We start from the raw sequence: 22,091 nt of genomic DNA on the forward strand, positions 1-22,091 counted from the left end.
GGTCAGCGGCTCGCGGCGCGCAGGGGAACCGGCGCGGCGGGCAGCGGCGGGGCCGCCCCGCGGATCGGACGGCGCGCGCCGAGCAGGACGATCAGCGCCCCCGCCAGGAGCAGCGCGCCCGCGATCAGGAACGCGCCGGCGAAGCCGCCGGTGCCCGCCACGACGTAGCCGGTGACGATGGGGGCGGCGAGGCCGAACGTGTTCCCGCCGACGATGAGCAGGCTGACGGCCGCGCCGTTGGCGGCGCCGTCCTCCAGGAGGTCGGCGGTGAGGGCGATGTTGAGGCCGGCCACGGTCCCGACGCAGCTCAGCGACACTCCGAACAGGCAGAGGATGAGCCAGACCGGCTGGACGAGCGGCGTGGCGAGGATGACCGACGAGGCGAGGAGGAGTCCGGCGATCAGCTTGCGCCGGTCGGCGGGCGTCGCTCCGGGCCGGCGCAGGAGCCGGTCGCTCAGGGCGCCCACGGCGAGGCCGACCAGCGCGGCGATGCCGTAGGGGATCGCGGTGAACAGGCTGCTCTTCAGCACGTCGAGGCCGCGGCTCACCGCGAGGTAGTTCGGCAGCCAGGTCATGAACAGGTAGCTGGTGTAGACGGTGCAGCCCTGCGTGATCGCGAGCGCCCACATCGACGGGCTGCGCAGCAGACGCGTGACGGGCAGGCCGGACGCCGCGCCCGCGGTCCGCCCCTGCGGGCCGCGACGGCTCAGGATGTGGGCGCGCTCCGCGTCGGTCAGCCACGCGGCCGCCTCCGGCGCCCGGTACAGGGCGAACCACGCGGCGGCCAGGACGAGCCCGAGGCCGCCGGCGATCCAGAACGATTCCCGCCAGCCGAAGACCGTGACGAGCCAGCCGACGAGGGGCGCCCCGAGGCACAGCCCCGCGTAGGACCCGCTGTTCAGGCAGGCGGTGGCGAGGCCCCGCTCGTCCCGCGGGGCCCAGGCGCAGGCGATGTGGCCGCCGGCGGGATAGTTCGCCGCCTCGCCGGCCCCGAGCGCCAGCCGGGCCAGGTACAGGGCCGGCAGCGAGGCGGCGAGCCCGGTCCAGACCGCCGCCAGCGACCAGACGGCCAGCGCGGCGGCCGTGAGGGTGCGGCCGCCGAACCGGTCGGCAGCGATGCCCATCGGGATGAGGAGCAGCACGTAGGTCCAGAGGAACGCCGAGAACACGTAGCCCAGCTGGATCGGCGACAGCCTGAACGTGGCGGCGATCGGTGCCGCCGCGACCGAGAGGTTCACGCGGTCGACGTAGCTCACGAAGGTGAGCAGGAAGAGGCCCCCGTAGACCGCGAACCTGCGCGAGCCGATCATGGCGCATCCTCGTTGACCGCGGCGGCGATCGCCGCCCGGACGCGCCGGGCGGTCGTCGTGCCTGCAGGTGTGGGTCCGAGGCCCGGCGCTTCGGTCCGGGAGACTCGGACGTGCGGACCCCTTATCGAGCCGCGGCGGCGGTCAACGGTAAGACCCTTTCGGTATACCTGCTATCGCCCGGGACGATACCGGCGCGCGGTCGCGATCGGCCGGGGAACGCGCCCGGAGCCCGGCCGGTAATGCTGCAGGACCCGGCCGCCGCGTGGATCGCCATGGACATTGCGCAGCTCAGAACGCTGATCCACGTCGCCGAACTCGGCAGCGTCAGCAAGGCGGCCGACCGGCTCAACATCGCCCAGCCTGCCCTCAGCCGGCAGATCCGCCAGCTGGAGCAGGAACTCGGTACCGACCTATTCGAGCGCCACGGGCGCGGCATGGTCATCACCGAGACCGGGCGCGCGGTGCTGGTGCACGCGAGCCGCGTGATGGCCGAGATGGAGGCGATCCGCGACACGGTCGCGTCCGGTCGCACGTCGTTCCGGGGCACGGTCTCGGTCGGCACCACGCCGACCGTCGCCGAGATCGTGACGGTGCCGCTCGTCACGGCGCTCCGGCGCACGCATCCCGACCTCGCGGTCCGGCTGAGCGCGGCCTATAGCGGGCACATCCTCGACTGGCTGCAGCGCGGGCAGATCGACGTGGCCGTGTCGTACAACCCGCGCCGCCTGCACACGCTGCGCATCGTCCCGATCATGATCGAGACGCTGCTCCTCGTCGGCCCGGGCGGCCGGGAGGAGCCGGGCGCGCCCGTGCCCTTCGCCCGCCTCGCCGGCATGGACCTCGTCCTGCCGAGCCCCGGTCACATGCTGCGCGACATCGCCCACGACTGTGCCCGGCGGGCCGGCATCGAGCTCCGCGTGGTCGTCGAGGCGGACTCGTTCCAGTCGCTGATCAACCTGGTGCGCGCCGGAATCGGGGCCACCGTGCTGCCGCTGGCGCCGGTCCACGCCATGGTGGCGGCGGGCGACCTCACGGCGGCGCCGCTCACCGATCCCAGTCCGACCCGCGAGCTGGTCGTCGCCTATCCCGCCGACCGGCCGGTGAGCCGCGCCGCGCGCCTCGTGGGCGAGACGGTGATCGGGATCGCGGCCGATCTCGCCGCGCGCGGCGTCTGGATGGGCCAGGTGCTGGACGCGTCGCGGGCGGCCCACGCGTCCGGCCGGGACGCTCGAGCCTAGCCGCCCGAGCTAGACATCCGCGGCATCTCTCGTTTCGCCGATTGCTATTGGCCCGGGCCGGGCCGGCGCCTCTACGATCCATCCCGAACCGGCGGGGGTCGGCCACGACCGACGGGTCAGGGCGGCAGGGATGAGGGGGGCGATGACGGGCCAGGAACCGGACCACGCGGCGGACTGGCGCCGCGACGTCTTCCGCGGACTCAAGACGGCGGGCGTCCGGCACGTGGCCTACGTGCCCGACGCGGGGCACGCGACCGCGATCCGCCTCGCCGAGGCCGACCCGGATCTCAACGCCGTCGTGCTGACCACGGAAGAGGAAGGGATCGGCTACCTCGCGGGAGCCTGGCTCGGCGGGCAGCGCGGGGCGCTGCTGCTGCAATCGAGCGGGGTCGGCAACTGCATCAACACCCTGGCGCTGCCGGCCTGCGGCGGCTTCCCGCTCCTCATGGTCGTCACGATGCGCGGCGACTGGGCCGAGTTCAATCCCTGGCAGAACCCCATGGGGCAGGCCACCGAGGCATCCCTGAAGCTCATGGGCGTGATGACGTGGCGGGCCGACGCGCCGGACGCCGTCGCGCCGCTCCTGCACGGCGCCGCCACCATGGCGTTCGAGGGCAACGCCGCCTGCGCCCTGCTGCTGGGGCAGCGACTGATCGGAGAGAAGTCGTGGCTGAAGTGAGCGCGGGCGGGCCGCTGGAGCGCCGGGAGGCCGTGGCGCGGCTCCTGGCCGGCCGGGACGATCTGCTGGTCATCACCGGGCTCGGCTCGCCCTCCTACGACGTTATGGCGGCGGGCGACCATCCCGGAAACTACTACCTGTGGGCGGCGATGGGCTCGGCCGCCACGGTCGGCCTCGGCCTCGCCGTCGCCCAGCCGGCGCGACCCGTCCTGGTGATCACCGGCGACGGCGAGATGCTGATGGGGCTCGGCGGGCTCGCGACGATCGCCCTGCAGCGACCGCCGAACCTGACCGTCGCGGTCCTCGACAACGGCCATTACGGCGAGACCGGCATGCAGGCGAGCCACGCCGGCCGCGGCCTGGCGCTCGAGCGGGTCGCGGAGGCCTGCGGCTTCCCGTGGAGCCGGGCGATCGCCGACAGCGCCGGCCTCGACACCCTCCGCGACCGGGTCGCCGCCCGGGCGGGCCTGACCTTCGCGGCGATCAAGATCCGTCCCGAGAACCCACCGCGCGTCCTGCCGCCGCGGGACGGCGTCCACGTCAAGAACCGCTTCCGGGCCGCGCTCGGCTACCCGACTTCCTAGAGCGCGCCCCGGCGGCGGCCGGGACCGCGCGACCGGGAACATCCCGGCGGAAGCGTCGCGCGATGTCACCCGGATATGCTGCTCGATGCTGGACGAGGCCCGCCTTTCAGCCTCTGATGGTGCTGCGAATTGAATAAAAGCCGGGAGAGGAAACCGAGATGCTGCGACGCGTGCTGCGTCAGCTGACGGCTGCGGCCGCCCTGACATTCGCCGGTCCCGCCGTCGCCGAGGAGCCGCTGCGCTTCGAGGTCGATCCGGCCTGGCCGCAGCGCCTGCCGAACGACTGGATCATGGGCCAGGCGGCGGGTGTCGCGGTCGACGCGCAGGACAATGTCTGGGTCATCCAGCGGCCGCGCACCCTCACCGACGACGAGAAGGCCGCGAGCCTCGATCCGCCCCGCACCCGATGCTGCAAGCCGGCACCGCCGGTCCTCGTCTTCGATCAGGCCGGGCGCCTGGTGAAGTCCTGGGGCGGCCCGGGCGAGGGCTATCAATGGCCCCAGAACGAGCACGGCATCCACATCGACCACAAGGGCTTCGTCTGGCTCGCCGGCAACGGCGACACCGACGGCCAGATCCTGAAATTCACGCCGGACGGCAAGTTCGTCCTGCAGATCGGCAAGCAGGGGCCGCAGACCGACAGCCGGGACACGAGCCGCCTCGGCAAACCGGCCGGCATGATGGTCGATCCGGAGACGAACGAGCTCTACGTGGCCGACGGCTACTACAATCACCGCGTCATCGTGTTCGACGCGGAGACCGGCGCGTTCAAGCGGATGTGGGGGGCCTACGGCAAGCCGCCGACCGACGACAAGCTCGGCCCCTACGATCCGGCGGCGGCCCCGTCCCAGCAATTCGCCAACCCGGTGCACTGCGTGCAGATCGCCCGCGACGGCCTCGTCTACGTCTGCGACCGGACCAACGACCGGATCCAGGTGTTCAGGAAGGACGGCACCTTCGTGAAGGAGATGTTCGTCGAGAAGAACACCCGGGCCAACGGCTCGGTCTGGGAACTCGCCCTGTGGCCGGACGAGCGCCAGACCTACCTGCTCAACGCCGACGGGGCCAACAACGAGGTTCGCACCCTGAGCCGCGACACCGGCGAGGTCCTCGGCCGCTTCGGCCGCAACGGCCGGATGGCCGGCGACTTCCACTGGGTCCACAACCTCGCCATCGACTCCAAGGGCAACGTCTTCACCACCGAGGTCGACACCGGGAAGCGGGCGCAGAAGTTCCTGTTCCGGGGCGACATGGTGCTGCGCAAGCGCGCCGCCCTGCCGGAGGACGGCGCGCGATGATCGGCGCGGCGGATCATGGAACGGGCGGACCGGACGCCGGCGCCCGGTGCGCGTGCTGCCTGCCCCGCCGCGGCTTCATGGGCCGCCTCGCCGGGCTGGGAGCGGCGGCGATGACGGCCGGCGCGGCGCGTGCCGAGCCGTCGCGCTACACGGGTTTGGTCATCGACTGCCACGGGCATTACACCACCGAGCCGGCCGCCCTGCTGGACTGGCGCAAGCGCCAGATCGGCGCGCTCAACGACCCGGGCCAGTCCCCCGCGCCGTCGGACCTGCGGGTCAGCGACGACGCGGTGCGCGCCAGCGTGAGCGGGCGGCAGCTCAAGCTCCAGTCCGAGCGCGGCATCTCCCTGGCGCTGTTCTCGCCGCGGGCCGGCGGGATGGGCCACCATATCGGCACGGCCCGCACCAGCCTCGACTGGTCGATCGTGTCGAACGACATGATCCACCGGGTGACGAGCCTGATGCCGCGGAACTTCGTCGGCGTCTGCCAGCTGCCGCAATCGCCCGGCGTCTCGCCGAAGGCCTGCGTACCCGAGCTGGAGCGCTGCGTCCGGGAGCTCGGCTTCGTCGGCTGCAACGTCAACCCGGACCCGTCCGGAGGTTACTGGACCGACCCGCCGCTCTCCGACCGGTTCTGGTACCCGCTCTGGGAGAAGATGGTCGAGCTCGACGTGCCGGGCATGGTGCATGTCAGCGCCTCGGCCAATCCCAACTTCCACGCGACCGGCGCGCATTACATCAACGGCGACACCACCGCCTTCATGCAGTTCGTCACCTCGGACCTGTTCAAGGACTTCCCGACGCTGCGCCTGATCATCCCGCACGGCGGCGGTGCCGTGCCCTATCACTGGGGGCGCTACCGGGGGCTGGCCCAGGACGCGAAGCGGCCGCCGCTGTCCGAGCTGATGCGCAACGTCTTCTTCGATACCTGCGTCTACCACCAGCCCGGCATCGACCTGCTGCTCAAGGTCGTCCCGCGCGAGAACGTGCTGTTCGCCTCCGAGATGGTCGGCGCGGTGAACGGGATCGATCCCGAGACCGGCCACGCCTACGACGACACCAAGCGCTACGTCGAGGCCGCCGCGATTCCGGACGCGGACCGGGCCAAGATCTATGCCGGGAACGCGCTGCGCGCGTATCCGCGCCTCGCCGAGCGGCTCCGGTCAGTCGGCGTGACGCCGTAGCCCTTCCGGCCCTGCCGGGCACGACGCGCGGGATCGGGCGGGACCGGAGGACCCTATCGGGTCGGTGGCGGCTTCCTGCCGACGCGGGAACGCCGATTGCGCGAGCCCCGCGTGGCCGCGTATCCGGCCGCCCACTCCGCCGTGCTCGTCTGGCAGACACCATCACGGTCTGCAGTGCCGGGGCGCCCCCGCCACGTGGCCCCGGCACTGGCCGTCCGGCGCCGCGTCGTCAAGCGCGACGCCCTCAGGGGTCGCATGCTCGCCGCCCATGGCTGCCGCCAAGCCTTGGAACGAACTCTTCGCTAAGCCGGGCGGCCCGGGGCGGTCGCAGCCCGCTGCCGGCCGAGATCACTCTAGCGCGCCTGGATGCCGAGACACCGATCATGAGAACGCTCATCGCCTTCACGTCGGTCATGATTGTGTGCGCTGGTCCCGCCCTCGCCCAGACTGGTCGGCCGGGCGGAAACTGCGGCGACGATCCCGAGACGACAGGTGCCCTGCCCGCCGACCCGCGCAGCCTCTATCTGCCGGGCGAGCGGCCTGCCCGAGACCAGGACACGGTCGAGATCACGCCGCCCGAGGAAAGCTGGCAGGCGGCGGCCCGGGAGGATGCCGAGCGGCGGCGGCGCGCCATCCTCGCCTGCGGCGTGGACTGAGGCACCCGTGCGTCGGAATCAGCCGCCGTGGCTCAGTTGACGGCCCGACCGAGAGCGGCCGCCGGAAGGAGGGTCCAGCCGTGGGCAGTGGCCAGACGGATGTCCCCCTGCCCTGCCGGCCCAGGATACGACACGGCCGGCGTCACCGACCCGCGCCGTGCCGCGACAGGTCCCGAGAATCCGGGCGCGTCGCGCAGCCGTCAGCAGGCCCCTTCGACGGGTGTGATTCCGAAGGCGCGGCCACGGATGTCGTCACGGTGCCCTACCCCGGGCGTGTGCGCCTCGATGATCGTGGCCGGCTTCCGAGCGGCACGGCGGGTCGCGGAACATGGCTAACAATCCCTGAACGACCGCCCCTCCGCGTCCGGGGTCAGCTTCCGGCGTCGCGGCGAGCACCGTCGCCTCCCCGGGTCGGGGGTCGCCCAAGAGGCCGAAGACGGGGTCGGCAGCTCCTCCCGGCCGCCGTCGGAGATCGCGCTCCGGCGCATCGGCCGTTGGCGCCCCCTGCCCTCCGAAGCCTCGCCGTGCCGGCGTCGAGAGACCGCGCGGCGCCAGTTCTCAGGCTCTCCCGCAGCTAACCACCGCGAAGGCCGGCTCCACCGGAAATGCGCCAGGGATCGGGCCGACGCACCTCACCCGAGCGGCCAATGCAGCAGCCCGTTGTCCGATATCGGGAGCCGCTCCGGCCAACCAATCGGTGAGGCCCTCCCCTCGAATCGGAGGGGCCGCCGCCCGATGATCCGGCCCTCGAGATCGGCGACGGCCGACGTGTCCGGGCATCCCCTGCGCGTCCGGCGCTCGTCGGCGCAGCGCCCTCCCCTCCGGGCGAACCGCCTTCCGGCGAGCGGTGAGGGCGCGATCCCCTTTGCGACCAGGCGCGGAACGATCGCGCCCGTCGGAGACATCACGGCGCTGATCCTGACCGGCCATGCGGCCGCGCGTCACTCGGAGAGAAGACGCTCGGTGCGGCTTCCGCCATCGTCGCCGGCAAAGCTTCGGGAGATCGGCTGTGCATCCGGCACAGCCGATCTCCAGATCTCCCCAACGCCGCCTCGGTCTGCGGCGCCTGGGGTGGTCAGCCTCGGCTCGTTCGATAGGCTGCGAGGAGTTCGGGCAACCGGTCGGCCAGGTAATCACCGAAGCCGGGCGCGATCGACTCATCGAGCGTCAGGCGCAGACCGGTCGTGCTCCGCTCTACGCGGGCGAATTTCAGGCCTCTGGGATCCTTCAGCGTCTCGGCCTTCGGCTTCGCCTTCTGCGGCTGCGGCGCGGCGAGTTCGGTCAGGATCACGGCGAAGCGCTCATCGGAGGGTCTGCCGACCAGCTTCGGCGAGGCGAGGACGGCGGCGATCCGCTCCGGGCTCGCCGCTCGGATCCGGTCGGCGAGCGTCAGCCAGCGCGGACGACCGACCTTCGGGGCCGGACCGATGATCGTCAGAACCGGGGCAGGGATGCTCTCCGCGATGTCGAGATAGCGGTCGAGCTCGGTCCGATGCACGGCCATCGCCTTCAGGATCAGGTCGCGCGCGATGCCGGCCCGCTCCATGTTCCGGGCGAAATGGGCACGCTCGATGTAGCTGAGATCCTCGCGCGCCAGATTCTCTGAGCCCTGTGCGATCACGAGCTCGGCGTCGGTCAGGTCCTGCACGACGGCGCGCACGGGCTTGCCCAGCGCCGTCGCCGCCCGCGTCCGTCGCCGCCCGTAAGCGATCTCGTAGCGGTCGGGCTTGGTCGGATGCCGGCGAACGAGGATCGGGGTATGCTGGCCCTCCTCCCGGATCTGATCCACGAAGGCCTCGAACGTCGCGTCCGTCGCGTCGGGCACCCGGTCGGCGATGGCGGATGGCTCACACAGACCCGGATCGAGTTCCACCACGGCCCCGTCCTGCGCGGCTACAGGACGGGCCGCCGCCCACATGGCGGCGATCGAGCGCGCCGCCGCGGGCCGCTTCTCCGCCACCGGGGGAGGGGGTGTGACACCTGTCACAGGGGGGTAAGCCGTTGAAGAATCGGGATGCGCGGGCGAAGCCACATCCGTCTGGATCGGCGCGCCCATGATCGCGCTCAGGCGCTTCTTCTGGCTCATACCCGGCCCCATGCACGTGCGATCAAGGTCTCGATCTCACTGTTGACCGCGTCGAGCGCGTCGAGCGCGCGGCGGTAGGTCGAACCCGTCACCTCGTCGCGACGAAGCGGTGTTTCATACACGGTCTGGCCGCGCAGGCCCGAGTTCGAAACCGCGGCCGACTGCAGCATGGCTTTGGTCAGAACGCGCTCGCCGAACAGGCCGCGCAACATCGCGACCACCTCGGTCTGCGGGGTGTCCTGCGGCTCGAAGCGCGTGACGAGGTAGCGGAACCAGTCGTGGGTGCGCACGCCCCCCTGCTCACGCACCGGCTCCATCAGCTCGTCCATCATCGTGAGGAACTGGCGCATGCTCGAGACGTCGAGCATCTGCGGATGGATCGTGATGAGGAGCGAGGTCGACGCGCACAGAGCCGCGATGGTGAGGTAGCCGAGGCGCGGCGGACAATCGATCACGACGACGTCGTAGCGATCCGCGACCTCCTCCAGTGCGAGTCCGGCCCGCACGAAGAACGGCGGCTCGGGATCGTTCGCCTTCCGCCGCGCCATGTGGTTGGGCGCCTCGAACTCAAAAACCTCAAGTTCCAGATCGGCCGGCACCAGGTCCAGTCCCGTGAAGTAGGTCGGCCGGATGACCGCGCCGAGGCCGCACCGCTCCTCGCCGTAGCGGATTGCATCATAGATGGTGCGGTAGGGCTCGCGCTCGTTCTCGGGTCGGACGCCGAGCAGCGTGGAGAGGCTGGCCTGCGGGTCGAGGTCGACCGCGAGCACGCGGTAGCCGCGCAGCACGAGCGACTGGGCGAGATGCGCGGCGGTCGTTGTCTTGCCTGAACCGCCCTTGAAGTTGACGCAGGCGATGATCTGCAGATGCTCACCTCGGTCGGCATCGCGGTGTGGCAGGTAGCGGCGTCCCACGCGGTCGATTTCATCGAGATGCGCGCGCAGGGCGTGGATGTCGGCCAGCGTGTACATCCGTCGTCCACCCGGCGCGACCTCGGGCTCGGAGACGAGAAGGTCGGGGGAGAGTTGCCGGATTCGGCTGTCGGTGACGCCCAGGATGCGCGCGACCTCACCGGAGGTGAAACGCCGGAGCGTCTTGGCCTCGGACGGCGAGAACACGACGGACGCGATCTCCCGCAGTTTCGCACCGAGCAGCCGAGCATCGTCGCCGGCGGTCTGATTTGGCGCAGGCACGAGCCGCCCGCCGGAGAGATGCTGGTTCATCGGCCCTATCTCGTTCACGGTGAAACGGTTGAAATGCCCAGATCACCGCAAGCGATAGGATGAGCCCGATTCGCGCGGACCTGTCCAGCCCCGGGCGGCCGGGCCCTGCGCGGCGGACGATTCCTGAATGCGCCTCCTGAAAGCAGGGCAGGGGACGCGGGTGGGAACGTCGCCCCACACCGATACCGGTCCGCGACGCGCGGGAGCCGGCCACCAGCCCGCTCGGCTCACGTCATCTTCCTCCGCCGCATCGCCATGAGTTCGGCTTCGAGTCCGTAGCGACCTTCGGAACACAGGCGGACGAGCTGCCTGAAGTAGCCCCCCGGATTCCGGATTCGAATCTCACCCCGCCGCACGTCGTCGTCGTGCAGCTGCGCGACGATCAGTACGAGCACCGAGGCCCGGAACGGACCGAGGGCCTCACAGGCCTCACCCCAGGCGGAGGGATGCGCCCCGATCCCGCCCCGCATCAGACGGCCGACCTCGATGACGTCCGCCTCCGTTCTGAGTTTAACGCCGAATTCACCAGCCACCGGGCAGGCAGCCGCGATGAGACCCGGTTCGGGCAGGTGGATTGGCCCAGGCTCCTTCTCGGGAGCCCTTGCACAAGGATCGGTAGGAGATCCGGTGTCTTGTTCTAAGTGGCGGCTGGATATGCCGGCAGAGGCGGCTTGATAGAACCGTTCCTCCGTCATGATCTGAAGTTCCCCCCAAGCCTCAAGGACGAGATCCGGTTCGGCGTTCGACGCTCTGCGGCTCGGCGTACTCAGCTCCAGCGATTCCTGCGCTGCGAGCAGATCGGCCACGTCCGTTCTCGGAAAGCGCGTGCGGAGGGCGGTGAGGGCCTCCGACACAGCGCGGCGGCGGACGGTCAGGAGATCGAACGACCGACGTCTCCGGACTTCTCGCGCGGTCGCCTCGGCGAGCACCTCTGTCCATTCGCCCTGTCGGGCAACGATCGGCGTGAGGTCGAAGCCGTAAGCGTCGATGATGGCGCCGCCCGGTGCCCGGATGGCGAAGCGCTTGCCGTTCGCGCTGTCCCGGGGCGTGATGACCTCCAGGGCCACGAGGTCGCGCAACCCGTAGCGGAGCGCGCGCTCCGACAGCCCGGTCATTCCGCATAGGTGCTCGTTCGACGGCCAGACCACGAGGCGCTCCCACTCCTGCTCGCCCCACACGGCGCAGAGCGCCGAGAGGATGGCGCGCAGGGCAGGGCGCAGGCGCAGGGCCTTGGCAGCGTCCCGGCCGGCGGCCGAGAGCTCCCTGCGCGAGATCGTTCGCCCGGCCTCGAGCGCGCGTCTCCGACCGGCGAGCGCGGCGCGCGTGAGCGGCCGGCCACCGGAATGAACTGTCTCCACCTCAACCGCCTCCTCTCAGGAGGCAAAGCGGGACCGTTCACCCCGAAGGGTGTTCTTGACGACGGCCTGGGGGAGGGGGCATAAAGGGGGTGCGAATCGCCTGTCGCGCCCCATCCCAGGGTATGTCAGGTCCAAAGGCCTCGAGGTTCCCGCCTCGGGGCCTTCTGCTTTGCCCGTTACGTCATGCCGATTTCTCCTCGAAGGCAGACGCGAGCGCCCACTCGATCGCCTCGGTGCGGCTCTTGAACCGACCGTTCTGGATCGCTTGGTCGATGACAGCCTTGACCGACGGCTTCAGCCACACGTTCTGCTGGGTCATGCCCTTCTGCTTGAGAGCCTCCCTGCGACGTGTCTGACGGCGAATATCCGCCGCCTTCAGCTCTGCCAGCCGTTCCTCTGCGGTCATCGGTCCCCGCCCGATTCTGCCAACGTGACTGTTCATGTGGACCGATTCTGCAAACCGAGTCCAGCGGCGGCAGAGATTCGTGCGGGGATGGAGGGGTTTGTTAAGGGCGACCTGCTCCGCAGCCTCACCCGCGATGACCTGTGAATCGGCCCGGGACGCGCGGCCAATCTCGCGGCGGTCAACACCGGGCGGGCTCGAACCTTGCCGAAGGGTGAGCGCTGGACCGCGGGACGAGCGATCGAGCATCACGGCCGCGATGTCGCGGTCGGCGCCCCCGACAGACGCCCGTGCGGTTCGAAGCGGGCGGGGGAGGGGCGTGCGCCAGGGTACCCGTATCAGCGGCGAGGGCCGGATGTCTTTCCGAGACCTCCGAGGGCTTCGCGCGTCGCGCGCCTCATCTCACCGCTCCGATCCGGCCAGGCGACGAGGATCCCGGTGGCGCCGAGGTTCGGCGCCTTCCGTGATCCCCTCGGAGCAGCACGCCGCTCTCAGGCGAGATGCGCGACGAGCAGGGCACGGGCGCGGCTCACCCGGCTCTTCACGGTCCCGGTCTGGCAGCCCATCACCTCAGCGGCCGCCTCGTAGGTCAGGCCCTGTGCCCCGACCAGGAGCAGGGCCTCCCGCTGCAGTTCCGGCAGCTTGCCGATGTGGGACCAGACGACCTGCAGATCCGAACCGTGCTCCTGAGCTGCCGGGGCGGTGAGTTGCGCCGCGACAGCGCCGTTCACGTCCTCGATCTCGCGCTTCCGCTTGCGGCATTCGGTGTAGAACTGGTTGCGCAGGATGGTGCACAGCCACGCCTTCAGGTTGGAGCCCGGTATGAACAGCTCCTGTCGCGCCCAGGCCCGGAGCACCGTCTCCTGGACCAGATCGTCGGCGCGCGAGGCATCGCCCACGAGCGAGAGGGCGAAGGCGCGCAGGCCGGGGAGTGCCTCGGTCAGGCCGTCGCGAAAAACGGCGGCGTAGTCCCGTTGCGGTCCCTCCAGCGCCGCATCGAGCTGCGCGACGAGCTCCAGCAAACGCGGCGGTGTCTGTGCCCGTGTCACGGCCTCGTAGGCGACGCGCAACTGCAGACCGAGATGATCCCGCACGCCGGCCGGTAGAGCGGCCAGTTCCGGGGGATCCTGCCGGCTCGGCCGACGGGCCTCTCCGTCTTGAGCAACCAACGTGTCCGTCAAGTCACGTCCTTTCAAAGCGCTCGTCGCACGCCCCGATCCCGGCCCGCCCTGGGGCCCGCTCGGCGGCCCGCAGCGGCATCGGGCCATCCGACGGGACCGACCCGGATGCGCGCGTCATCGAGCGTTCATCTCCGCAGATAGGGCCAGCCACCTGACTGTACAGTGAACATCTAACCCTGCAAATGCGGGATCGTTCTCGGCGGCCCGAGCGTTGGGCCTCGCTTCGATCGGATGGGAGGTGTCAATGATGAAGTGAGCGGGTCCCGAAGATCTTCGCGTCCAGGGCGGCTCGAACGGCGATGTTCCCCGAGTCCGAGCGACGAATGTCGTGTCACGGTGAACGGAATACGGCGTCGGGAGCGGTGCGCGATTTCCACGAGACTGCGAGCTGCGCGCGCGGCGCCGCTGTGGCCCGCCAGATGAGGAACTTCAGAGCAGCTTCGATGCCGCAGAATGTAGAATATTGGATCACGGACAGACCGGATGGCCGGTTCGATGTTGTCGTGAAACTTGAATCCGGAAAAACCTTTCGCCGCACCGGGTGTGTCTCCCGAGCGGAGGCCGATACATGGATCGAAGGGCTGCGAATGCTGATGGCGGCGATCGGCGCACCCGTCTCTGCTGCCGACGCGACCCCTGAGGACGCCTCGGCCTTCGGGTCACAGACGATGCACGATGCGGGTCACTCCACGTCCTGAGCCCGCGCGGCTGGTCGTCTCCTTGCCGGGAACCGTCACGCGCGCCTCGCTCATCCGAGCGATCCTCACCTTGAGAGCGTCGATGGCCTACGCCTCGCCGGTCCCGGGCTTCCCGGCCGGATCGCCGAACAGGATCTCGTGGGTGATCGGGTCGTAGAAGCGCATGACGCTCCGGACGAACGCTCTCGGCTCGATCGCCAGCGCCTCGGCCCAGGCGCGGTACCGATCCGGAGGTATCCGGCCGCGCCCGGTCTCCAGCTGCGAGATGAAGGTGTAGTAATCCGCACCGACCAGCGCTGCGAGCTGTCGTTGCGACAGGCCGCGTGCCTCCCGAAGTTCCTTCAGATAGCGCCCGCCCTCCCGACGCAGCTCCAGCACCTCCTCGGAGTCCAGGCGTTGCTGATGAGCATACACGGAGTCTCGCCTTCCTGCCGACCGACGCCACTCAGCGCGGCGCTTATACAGCAAAAACCATATAGCCGACCCGGCGTCGCGCTGTCCAGACACGCGCCGTCGACCGTCGCCCCCGAACGCGACCCGATGCTTGGCAGGTATCCGACCAGCGCTATCATCATCCCGTAGGAAACGGTTTGAACAGAGGCGCGGAATGCCGCAATACCGGTCAGTGTCTCCAAATAGCGGCCCATGATTGTCGAGAATCGGACACGTGACCCACGCTCGCTGATCTGAGCGCCCGCGGGTCACGGACGCGAGCAGGACGGGAATCTGAGCCACCGGGTGTCGCCGGTCGTGCCGAACGATCGCAGGAAGAGGGCAGTATGGGCGATCATGCGCTGCAATCGGCACTGACCGTCGGCCTGCGCTCCCTGCGGCCGGTCCTGACGACCGCCGTGTTGTTCGGGCTCTTCATCAATCTGCTGCTGTTCGTCAGCCCGCTCTACATGCTCCAGATCTACGACCGCGTGATCCCGAGCCGGAATGAGACAACCCTGGCGGGGATCACGCTGATCGCGGCGTTCGGCCTGGCCGTCTACGCGATCTTGGAGATGCTGCGCGCCCGCCTCCTGGTACGCGGCGGCGTCGTGTTCGATCAGAAGATTGCCACGCCGATCTTCGATGCTGCCCATCGCGGCACGTTGGTCAAGCCCGGCGCGCAGCACGACACGGCGCTGCGCGACGTGGACATCCTGCGGGAGTTCCTGACCGGCAGCGGCATGCTGGCGTTCTGCGATCTGCCCTGGATCCCGATCTTCCTGCTCGCCTGCTTCATCTTACACCCCTGGTTCGGCTGGATGGCGCTCGTGGGCGGCGGCACGATCCTCGGCCTCACGCTGCTCAACGAGATCGCGACCCGCCGGACGCTCGACGCCGCCAGTCAGGCCTCGCGCGAGGCGGGGCAGAGCGCCGCGACGGTCTTTCGAAACGGTGAAGTGCTCCAGGCCATGGGCATGGTGGCGTCCATGCGCGGGCTCTGGAGCCGGCGTCACGACGATGTTCTGCTCCTCCAGGCGCGCGCGAGCGATCGCGCGGGCCTGATCGTCGCCGCCACGAAGTTCATCCGCATGCTCCTGCAGACCCTGGTGCTCGGCATCGGCGCGTATCTCGCGATGCACCGCGAGATCTCGGCCGGGTCGATGATCGCCGCGTCCATCATCATCGGCCGCACCCTCGCGCCGATCGAGGCTGTCGTCGGAAACTGGAAGGGCTTCACGGCGGCGCGGGCCAGCTATCGGCGACTGACCGATCTCATCGCCGTCGCCGGCTCGGAGACGCGCCGCCTCGTGTTGCCGCGACCGCGCGGCCTGATCGAGGCCGAGACCATCTCGGTGGCCGCCCCCGGAGCGTCGCGAGCCATCCTCGAGGACGTGAGCTTCCGGCTCGAGCCCGGCAGCGTCGTCGGGATCATCGGCCCGAGTGCCGCCGGCAAATCGACGCTCGTGCGCGCGCTCACCGGTGTCTGGCCCTTGCTGGAAGGCACGGTGCGCATCGACGGCTCCGACCTGGGCCACTGGGACAAGGCTCTGCTCGGGCAGCATGTCGGTTACCTGCCCCAGGACGTTGAGCTGTTCGACGGGACCGTCGCGCAGAACATCGCGCGCTTCGCCGCCCTGGACGATGCGCGCGTCATCGAGGTTGCCCGAAGGGCTGGCTGTCACGAGCTGATCCAGTCCCTGCCGGAGGGTTACAACACGGTGATCGGGCGCGGGGGACACGGTCTGTCCGGAGGGCAGCGGCAGCGCATCGCTCTGGCCCGGGCCCTCTACGGCGAGCCGAGCCTGGTCGTGCTCGACGAGCCGAATGCGAGTCTCGACCAGCACGGCGAAGCGGCGCTGATGCGCGCCGTCGCGGCCCTGAAGCAGTCCGGGGCGACGGTCGTGATGGTGACCCACAAGATGAGCCTGCTGGAGGAGGCCGACCATATCCTGCTCATGGGCGAGGGCCGCGTCCAACTCTCCGGACCGCCCAATCAGATCCTCGGCCACATCACCGGCCAGAGGCCTGTCCCGACCCTGGTGCCGCCCGTCGGCCCCACGACGTCCCAGAGCCACCGAGGCTCCGACGGGCAGCGGAGCGCGGGGTAAGCGATGACCGTCCCGCGCGCCGCGATCTTGAGCCCGTCACCTGTCCAGAAAGCGCCCGATGGAGAGCGGCCGGGTGTCACCGGCCTGACGAACTGGCGCGCCTACGCGGTGGCCGGCTACGCGCTCATCTTCGCGACGTTCGGAGTAGTCGGCACCTGGGCCACGTTCGCGCGCCTCGACCGGGCGGTCATCAGTCCCGGGGTGGTGGTCGCGGAAGGCAGCCGCAAGGTGGTGCAGCATCTCGAAGGTGGCATCGTCCAGGAGGTGCTGGTCCGGGACGGACAGACGGTCCGCGCGGGCGATGTCCTGCTCCGCATCGATCCGGTGCAATCGCGTGCCAGCAACGATCTCCTCCGTGGCCAGCTCGACGCGGCCCTGATCCTCGAAGCCCGCCTCCGTGCGGAGCAGAGCCAGGCGCAAGACCTGCTCCTGCCGCCGGAGATCGCGGCGCGGCGCGCTGAGCCGGCCGTCGCCGGGATGATCGACGATCAGGCCAGCCAGCTGTCGGAGCGGCGCGGGTCCTTCCAGGCGCAGCTCGCCCTCATCCAGGCGCGCGTCACCCAGTTGAGGACGGAGATTTCCGGGCTCGCGGTCGAGAAGGCCTCGGTCGAGCAGCAGGTCGCCCTGATCAAGCAGGAGCTGGAGGGCCTGCGCGGCCTGCGCGAGAAGAACCTCATCCCGCTCTCGCGCGTCCTGATGATGGAACGCGAGCACGCGCGCCTGGAAGGCGTGATCGGGCGGTCCGTGGCGGAGACCGCCAAGGCGCAGAACGGCATCAACGAAGCGGGGATGCAGACCGCGCAGCTTAAACAGAAGCTACAGGAGGCGCTGACTGCACAGCTCTTGGACACGCGGCAGAAGATCGCCGAGCTGCGCGAGAAGCTCATCGTGGCCCAGGATGTCCTCCGTCGGCACGAGGTCCGGGCCTCGCATCAGGGCGTCATCCAGGGCTTGAAGGTCTACACGATCGGGCAGGTGGTCCGCTCGGGCGAGCCGCTGATGGAGATCGTTCCGACGAACGACAGGCTGGTGATCAGCGTGCAGTTCGCGCCGAACGATCTCGAGGCGGTCCATGCCGGCCTGCGGGCCGAGGTGAAGTTCCCGGCTTTTCAGACGCGCCGCATGTCGGCGATCTTCGGCACGCTGACGATGGTGTCCCGCGATCGCCTGATCGACGACGGCACGAAACACGCCTACTTCGCCGGCACCGTCGAGATCGACGACCGCCAACTCCCGGACGACGTACGGTCACGCCTCCTGGCCGGCCTGCCTGCCGAGGTCGTCGTCTCGGCCGGCGAGCGCACCGCGCTCGACTATCTGGTGGCTCCGTTCTTCGACGCTCTGGGACGCAGTTTCCATGAGCGCTAGACCCTGCTTCTCAGTCACTGTGCGGACGTGAGGTCCCGATGGGCGCGGTCATCTCATTCTTCCGACCCGCGGCGACGTGCCGGGGTGGCTGGTCGCAGCAGGAACTCGCGGAATTCTACCGCGTCGAGGCCGCCCTGGTCCGGGCCGGCCTGCAGATCGGGAGCGAGCAGGGCCTGAGCGACGAGGCGGATCCCTGGTTCGTCTTCTGCCGGCCGGATGGCGACGCCGTCATGCACTTCGCCAGGATCGACGGCAGCTACGTCATCGCGTCCGAGGTCTTGGACAGCCCGATGCGGGGCAGCGATTTTCGCGCCCTCATCAACGAGATCGCCCGACGCTATCCCGAGCTTCTCCCGATCCCGCAGAGTGCCGGTGAGACGAAGCTCTCGGTTCACCCGGCGGCGCTGCTCGCCGCCCTCGTCGCGGCCGCGGCCCTGAGCCTGTCGCCCGACGACGCCCGCGCCGCTGACGAGGCCCGGTCGACCGAGAGCGCGTCCCAGGCCCCTCACGCGGGCCAGGCGCATCAGCAAGGGCCGTCCGAAGCGCGCGACACCGGTGATGCCGAAGACCGCGACGCGCATCGCAAGCAAGTCGGGATCATCGTGTTCTCGGCGATGGTCTTCGCTGTGGACGCCCTCGCCGACCACCCGGCGGAGGGACACGAAGCGCCATCAGATCTCGGCGCACCGGGTGGCATCAAGGCCTTCCCGGAGGACCAGGGCGGCGTATCGCCGATGGCGGGCGGAGCGCTGAGCCCGGTCCAGGCCGGTGGACCGCACAGCTCCGGCCGGCACGAAGGTCCGACGAGCGGCGCCTCCGGTTCCGTAACGGTCGAACCGATCTCGGTCGTTGCCGCCCGACCCGATGCTGCGGATTTTGGATCGATCGGCCTCAGAGATCCGGCCTCAGCCACGGGGCCGGCGCGGGCAGGCACGGAGCCCGCATATCAGCCCCTGGTGCACGGTGTGGAGGCGGGCGCAGCCCGCGCGGCGGGTTCATCGTCCTCTCCGGATACCGGATCGGACGGCAGTGCCGTGGCATCGGGGGACGCCCAAGCGCGGGAACAGCCAGCGCCATCGTCAAGCGCGACCGGTGAGGCCGGACCGCAAGTCCGGAGCGCGAACGCGACGACCGGGCCTGGAGCGTCCGAAGCTCCGCCCGCCCAGGTCAATGGCCTCAACCCCGCCGCACAACCCGAATCGAAACATGCGCTGCTCGCGACCGGGGAGGCGCAGTCAGGAAACTCGAACAACGGCTCGCGGGCGAGCACCTTTCCAGACGAACGAGCACGACCCGAGGCGAGCCCGGATGCGGATCCCTCGGGCAGAGGCGCGGGCGCACCCGAACGGGAGCAGCACGGCACGGACAGCCACAACGCAACAACGGTCGCTGGTGAGAGCCCTTCTGCGGGCACCGCGCAGGGCCGAGTGGAGGCTGCGGGGGCTGGCGGCGGTCAAAACGGCGATGGACCCGGCCGGGGCGCTGAAGCGCCGGGACATCGGGAGGAAACAGCAGCGGTCCAACGGGAGGCGGACGGTCGCGGCTCGGCCGGCAGCGCGGATCCGGGTCAACCGTCCGGCATCGCGCAGGTCGAGACCAGCGCTGCCGATCCGGGCCAAGCGCGGGCCGGCCCCGGGCGGAGCGCCGAGGCTCCCGGGCATCGAACGGCGGGCTCTGCCCAGCCCGATCCGAGCGATCACGAGACACCTGACAGCGTGAGCCCTTCCCCCGCGGCAGACGTCGCACAGGCTCGCGCGAACAATGCGGATCCGCGACACGGGCAGGCTGGCGCGGAATCGGGACGGACCGCCGAGGTACCAGGGCATCTCGAGAGCTCGGCGCCGCGAACGCGGGTCGCGCACGAACAGGGCTGGGGCACCGATGCGGATCCCGCTCAGCCGCAAGTCAGCGCGCAGGCGCGGGGGGGGAGGGCGGATGCAGGTCACGGCCAGCCCGTCGTCGGCCACGGCACCGCCGCCGGTCCAGATACAGACCCAGCCGCCGCACAGGCAGGTCCCGCGCAGAACAGGGTGAGTGCTGGCGAGGCAGGCCACTCGCAGGCCGGGGCGGAACCGGGCCGCAGCGCCGAGGCGCCGAGACATCTCCGGGACACGACACCGCACGCGCAGGATACCGACGGTCATGGCACCGGGGCCGACACGGTCCAAGGCCAACCGTCAGCGCAGGTGCAGGTGAGCGTTGCCGATCCAGGTCACACGCAGGCAGCCGGACCCGGGCGGAGCGCCGGGGCGCCCGGGCATGGTCAGGACACCGGACCGCACGCGCAGGATGCCGGGGGTCCGGTCGCGGCGAGCAACCCCGACCCGGCCACGCCGTCAGATCATGCGGCGGCGCAGGGGAGCGCTGCCGATCCCGCGCACGGGCAAGCCGCCGAACCGGGACGGAGCGCCGGGGCGCCCGGACATGGTCAGGACACCGGACCGCACGCGCAGGATGCCGGCGGTCCGGTCACGGCGAGCAACCCCGACCCGGCCACGCCGTCAGCTCACGCGCAGGCGCAGGCGAGCGCTGCCGATCCCGCGCACGGGCAGGCCGCCGAACCGGGACGAAGCGCCGAGGTGTCGGAGCATCTCCAGGATACGGAAGCGCGAGCGCGGGATGTTGGCGGCCACGCCGCGGCTACCGACGCGAACCGTGCCCCGCCGTCAGACGACGCGCCGGCGCAGCCGAGCGCCGCCGATCCCGGGCACGCTCAGACCGACGCAGGGCCCGGTCGAGGCGCCGAGGCATCCGGGCATCCCCAGGAGAACGGACCGCCTCCGCAGAATGTGGCCGAACCGAGCGCGGCGACCGGCACCGACACAGGGATCCCGTCGAGCAACACGGCAGGCCGAACGGTCGACGCGGCGTCCGGTCCACGGCATCTCGGCGATCCGAACGATGCAGCGCACGACCATGCCGGTGGAGCCGTGAACGTCGGTCCTCAAGTGACTCCGAACCCGCCGATCGCCCGCCAGGAGTCGGGGATCTCGGCCGAGATGAGCCGTGACCAAGCACCGCCTGCCGAGCAGATCGCCCCGCCCCGCGGCGGAGGTCACAGCTCGCGACCGACAGCAAGCGTCGACCCGAACGGTGACCTCGTCTTCGCGTCCGACAACAGACCCGGCCCGTCGGCCGGACCGAGCCACGCACCGGCCGACAGCGGCCACCACGGAGACGTCGGCCTGATCGGGATCGCGGATCACGGCGTCGACGCGCACCACCTCGACATCCACTCCTGATGAGAGAGCGAGGTCCGACGAACGCCGCGGAATCTCATGACCGCGCGATCGTTTCGAGGACCGACTTCGTCGCGCATCACGCCGATAGCGGCGCGATCAGCCATCCACGCGCACGACGCGGTTTCCAGCCGGGAAAGAGGATGGCCACTCACACGAAGGTTCAGCCAGGAGCGCCGTCGCGATCAAACTCCCGGTCGGCGGCCTTTGCGGACCGGCAACACGGAGTTCACGCATGGCCTACCGGTTGAAGCGTCGACGATGCCGGGCCCATCGATGACGCCGCGTCTCGCCGAGTAGAAGCTGCTTCGCATGATCGCGAATGTCCACGCTCGGAGATCGCCGCCAGGAGGGAAGCGGTCCTGAGCCAGCCAGGATCTGAGCAGTGTCTCTTGGACCAAGTCCTCAGTTCGATCTGCGGCCTTCGTCATCGATCCTGCAAATCGCCTCAAGTGGGGCAGTAATCGCACGAGCTCCCCTCGGAACCAGTCCGGATCGAACGGCGAGTCCGGGTCAGCTGCCGCGTCGAGATCCCACACAGGCAGACCACGCGGGTGGGTCTCTGCGGGGCCGGTCGCCGTGGGTGGGCGAACTGAGCGGCCATCAGCCTCGAGGCGCGGCGATCGAGGTACCTTGCCGGCGCCCGACCGTGACGGCGTGTCTGGATGGTACGGCATGCGATGCTCGGTCCCGCACTGACCAGAGGACCAGTACAGCAGCATCATATTAGAGGTTTGCTGTACAGGCCTCAAGGCCATGCCCGCGGCGTGAGCGCGGTCGTCGGCCCAGGGCAGGGCGACCGACGATCGGCCGAGGAGCCGGGACGTGTCGTCGAAGAGCGCGCGGACGTCGCAGAAGTCCAGGATCAGCCGGCGCACCGCGCTGCATCGAAGCCGCTTTCGCGGGTGCACGTCACTTTCAGGAGGATCGGCATGCGATCACGGCCGATCCAGCGCGCGATCTCCGGTCGGCAGCGGCGTCTCCGCTGCGCGAACTCAGATTGAGAGGTGGAGCGTTCCGGTGGAAAGCGGCGCCTGTGCGTG

The 22,091-nt window shown here is 70.1% G+C and carries 18 protein-coding genes; 10 read left to right on the plus strand and 8 right to left on the minus strand.

Annotated elements, in window-relative coordinates; all coding sequences use genetic code 11:
• Nucleotides 1-2: 2 nt before the first annotated feature.
• The gene (locus ME121_RS19550; RefSeq protein ID WP_029358921.1) at nt 3-1,310 is read right to left on the minus strand and encodes an MFS transporter; all 1,308 of its coding nucleotides are present in this window, start codon (nt 1,308-1,310) and stop codon (nt 3-5) included.
• A gap of 272 nt (nt 1,311-1,582) precedes the next feature.
• Here ME121_RS19550 and ME121_RS19555 point away from each other — a divergent pair, with 272 nt between their 5' ends.
• The 6 genes from ME121_RS19555 (at nt 1,583) to ME121_RS19580 (ending at nt 6,949) form a co-directional block, all read left to right on the plus strand.
• On the plus strand, nt 1,583-2,548 hold the full coding sequence (locus ME121_RS19555; RefSeq protein WP_059409474.1) for a LysR substrate-binding domain-containing protein: 966 nt from the start codon (nt 1,583-1,585) through the stop codon (nt 2,546-2,548).
• 142 nt (nt 2,549-2,690) lie between these two features.
• Nucleotides 2,691-3,227, plus strand: coding sequence for a thiamine pyrophosphate-binding protein (locus ME121_RS19560; protein ID WP_029358924.1), 537 nt, complete (start codon nt 2,691-2,693; stop codon nt 3,225-3,227).
• A complete protein-coding gene (locus ME121_RS19565) occupies nt 3,215-3,811 on the plus strand; it encodes a thiamine pyrophosphate-dependent enzyme (protein WP_053622042.1) in 597 nt (198 codons plus the stop codon). The genes ME121_RS19560 and ME121_RS19565 overlap by 13 nt, the downstream gene beginning before the upstream one ends.
• 158 nt (nt 3,812-3,969) lie before the next feature.
• Nucleotides 3,970-5,109: an NHL repeat-containing protein gene (locus tag ME121_RS19570; RefSeq protein ID WP_012329652.1), complete on the plus strand. Its 1,140-nt coding sequence runs from the start codon at nt 3,970-3,972 to the stop codon at nt 5,107-5,109.
• A gap of 155 nt (nt 5,110-5,264) precedes the next feature.
• Entirely contained in the window at nt 5,265-6,293 is a 1,029-nt protein-coding gene (locus tag ME121_RS19575) for an amidohydrolase family protein (protein ID WP_029358926.1), read from the plus strand.
• A 383-nt stretch (nt 6,294-6,676) separates the two neighbouring features.
• Nucleotides 6,677-6,949: a hypothetical protein gene (locus ME121_RS19580; RefSeq protein ID WP_012329650.1), complete on the plus strand. Its 273-nt coding sequence runs from the start codon at nt 6,677-6,679 to the stop codon at nt 6,947-6,949.
• Nucleotides 6,950-8,024: 1,075 nt separating this feature from the next.
• On the opposite strand, the gene repB is transcribed toward ME121_RS19580, so the two are convergent.
• The 5 genes from repB to ME121_RS19605 form a co-directional block, all read right to left on the minus strand.
• A complete protein-coding gene (repB, locus tag ME121_RS19585; protein WP_306419124.1) occupies nt 8,025-9,047 on the minus strand; it encodes a plasmid partitioning protein RepB in 1,023 nt (340 codons plus the stop codon).
• Nucleotides 9,032-10,258: a plasmid partitioning protein RepA gene (gene repA, locus ME121_RS19590; RefSeq protein ID WP_024827318.1), complete on the minus strand. Its 1,227-nt coding sequence runs from the start codon at nt 10,256-10,258 to the stop codon at nt 9,032-9,034. Before repA ends, repB begins: the two co-directional genes overlap by 16 nt.
• Nucleotides 10,259-10,485: 227 nt before the next feature.
• Complete coding sequence (repC, locus tag ME121_RS19595) at nt 10,486-11,616, minus strand: replication initiation protein RepC (protein WP_059409472.1); 1,131 nt, start codon at nt 11,614-11,616, stop codon at nt 10,486-10,488.
• A 181-nt stretch (nt 11,617-11,797) separates the two neighbouring features.
• Nucleotides 11,798-12,022, minus strand: a complete 225-nt coding sequence (locus ME121_RS19600) for a hypothetical protein (protein ID WP_012329646.1) — start codon at nt 12,020-12,022, stop codon at nt 11,798-11,800.
• 488 nt (nt 12,023-12,510) lie between these two features.
• Entirely contained in the window at nt 12,511-13,113 is a 603-nt protein-coding gene (locus tag ME121_RS19605) for a sigma-70 family RNA polymerase sigma factor (protein WP_245297853.1), read from the minus strand.
• A 530-nt stretch (nt 13,114-13,643) separates the two neighbouring features.
• On the opposite strand from ME121_RS19605, the gene ME121_RS19610 reads away from it, so the two are divergent.
• Entirely contained in the window at nt 13,644-13,898 is a 255-nt protein-coding gene (locus tag ME121_RS19610) for a hypothetical protein (RefSeq protein ID WP_024827320.1), read from the plus strand.
• 87 nt (nt 13,899-13,985) lie between these two features.
• Here the strand turns inward: ME121_RS19610 and ME121_RS19615 are convergent, their stop codons facing one another.
• A complete protein-coding gene (locus ME121_RS19615) occupies nt 13,986-14,312 on the minus strand; it encodes a helix-turn-helix domain-containing protein (protein ID WP_012329644.1) in 327 nt (108 codons plus the stop codon).
• A 365-nt stretch (nt 14,313-14,677) separates the two neighbouring features.
• On the opposite strand from ME121_RS19615, the gene ME121_RS19620 reads away from it, so the two are divergent.
• From ME121_RS19620 to ME121_RS33845, 3 genes are read left to right on the plus strand one after another with little or no spacing between them, the layout of a single operon-like run.
• Entirely contained in the window at nt 14,678-16,441 is a 1,764-nt protein-coding gene (locus ME121_RS19620) for a type I secretion system permease/ATPase (protein ID WP_059409473.1), read from the plus strand.
• 3 nt (nt 16,442-16,444) lie between these two features.
• Nucleotides 16,445-17,809, plus strand: a complete 1,365-nt coding sequence (locus ME121_RS19625) for an HlyD family type I secretion periplasmic adaptor subunit (protein WP_024827322.1) — start codon at nt 16,445-16,447, stop codon at nt 17,807-17,809.
• A 38-nt stretch (nt 17,810-17,847) separates the two neighbouring features.
• Complete coding sequence (locus ME121_RS33845) at nt 17,848-21,051, plus strand: hypothetical protein (RefSeq protein WP_491892852.1); 3,204 nt, start codon at nt 17,848-17,850, stop codon at nt 21,049-21,051.
• Nucleotides 21,052-21,233: 182 nt separating this feature from the next.
• Here the strand turns inward: ME121_RS33845 and ME121_RS33850 are convergent, their stop codons facing one another.
• A complete protein-coding gene (locus ME121_RS33850; protein WP_089230953.1) occupies nt 21,234-21,806 on the minus strand; it encodes a sigma factor in 573 nt (190 codons plus the stop codon).
• Nucleotides 21,807-22,091 lie beyond the last annotated feature (285 nt).

The organism is Methylobacterium sp. ME121 (genome assembly GCF_000974725.1).
GTDB lineage: Bacteria > Pseudomonadota > Alphaproteobacteria > Rhizobiales > Beijerinckiaceae > Methylobacterium > Methylobacterium radiotolerans.

Bases quoted from the DNA above. Each gene is read 5' to 3' on its own strand.
- ME121_RS19580 (WP_012329650.1), top strand. From the start codon at position 6,677: ATGAGAACGCTCATCGCCTTCACGTCGGTCATGATTGTGTGCGCTGGT.
- ME121_RS19560 (WP_029358924.1), top strand. From the start codon at position 2,691: ATGACGGGCCAGGAACCGGACCACGCGGCGGACTGGCGCCGCGACGTC.
- ME121_RS19550 (WP_029358921.1), bottom strand. From the start codon at position 1,310: ATGATCGGCTCGCGCAGGTTCGCGGTCTACGGGGGCCTCTTCCTGCTC.
- repB (WP_306419124.1), bottom strand. From the start codon at position 9,047: ATGGGGCCGGGTATGAGCCAGAAGAAGCGCCTGAGCGCGATCATGGGC.
- ME121_RS19620 (WP_059409473.1), top strand. From the start codon at position 14,678: ATGGGCGATCATGCGCTGCAATCGGCACTGACCGTCGGCCTGCGCTCC.
- repA (WP_024827318.1), bottom strand. From the start codon at position 10,258: ATGAACCAGCATCTCTCCGGCGGGCGGCTCGTGCCTGCGCCAAATCAG.
- ME121_RS19570 (WP_012329652.1), top strand. From the start codon at position 3,970: ATGCTGCGACGCGTGCTGCGTCAGCTGACGGCTGCGGCCGCCCTGACA.
- ME121_RS33850 (WP_089230953.1), bottom strand. From the start codon at position 21,806: ATGGCCTTGAGGCCTGTACAGCAAACCTCTAATATGATGCTGCTGTAC.
- ME121_RS19625 (WP_024827322.1), top strand. From the start codon at position 16,445: ATGACCGTCCCGCGCGCCGCGATCTTGAGCCCGTCACCTGTCCAGAAA.
- ME121_RS19610 (WP_024827320.1), top strand. From the start codon at position 13,644: ATGCCGCAGAATGTAGAATATTGGATCACGGACAGACCGGATGGCCGG.
- ME121_RS19555 (WP_059409474.1), top strand. From the start codon at position 1,583: ATGGACATTGCGCAGCTCAGAACGCTGATCCACGTCGCCGAACTCGGC.
- ME121_RS19600 (WP_012329646.1), bottom strand. From the start codon at position 12,022: ATGACCGCAGAGGAACGGCTGGCAGAGCTGAAGGCGGCGGATATTCGC.
- ME121_RS33845 (WP_491892852.1), top strand. From the start codon at position 17,848: ATGGGCGCGGTCATCTCATTCTTCCGACCCGCGGCGACGTGCCGGGGT.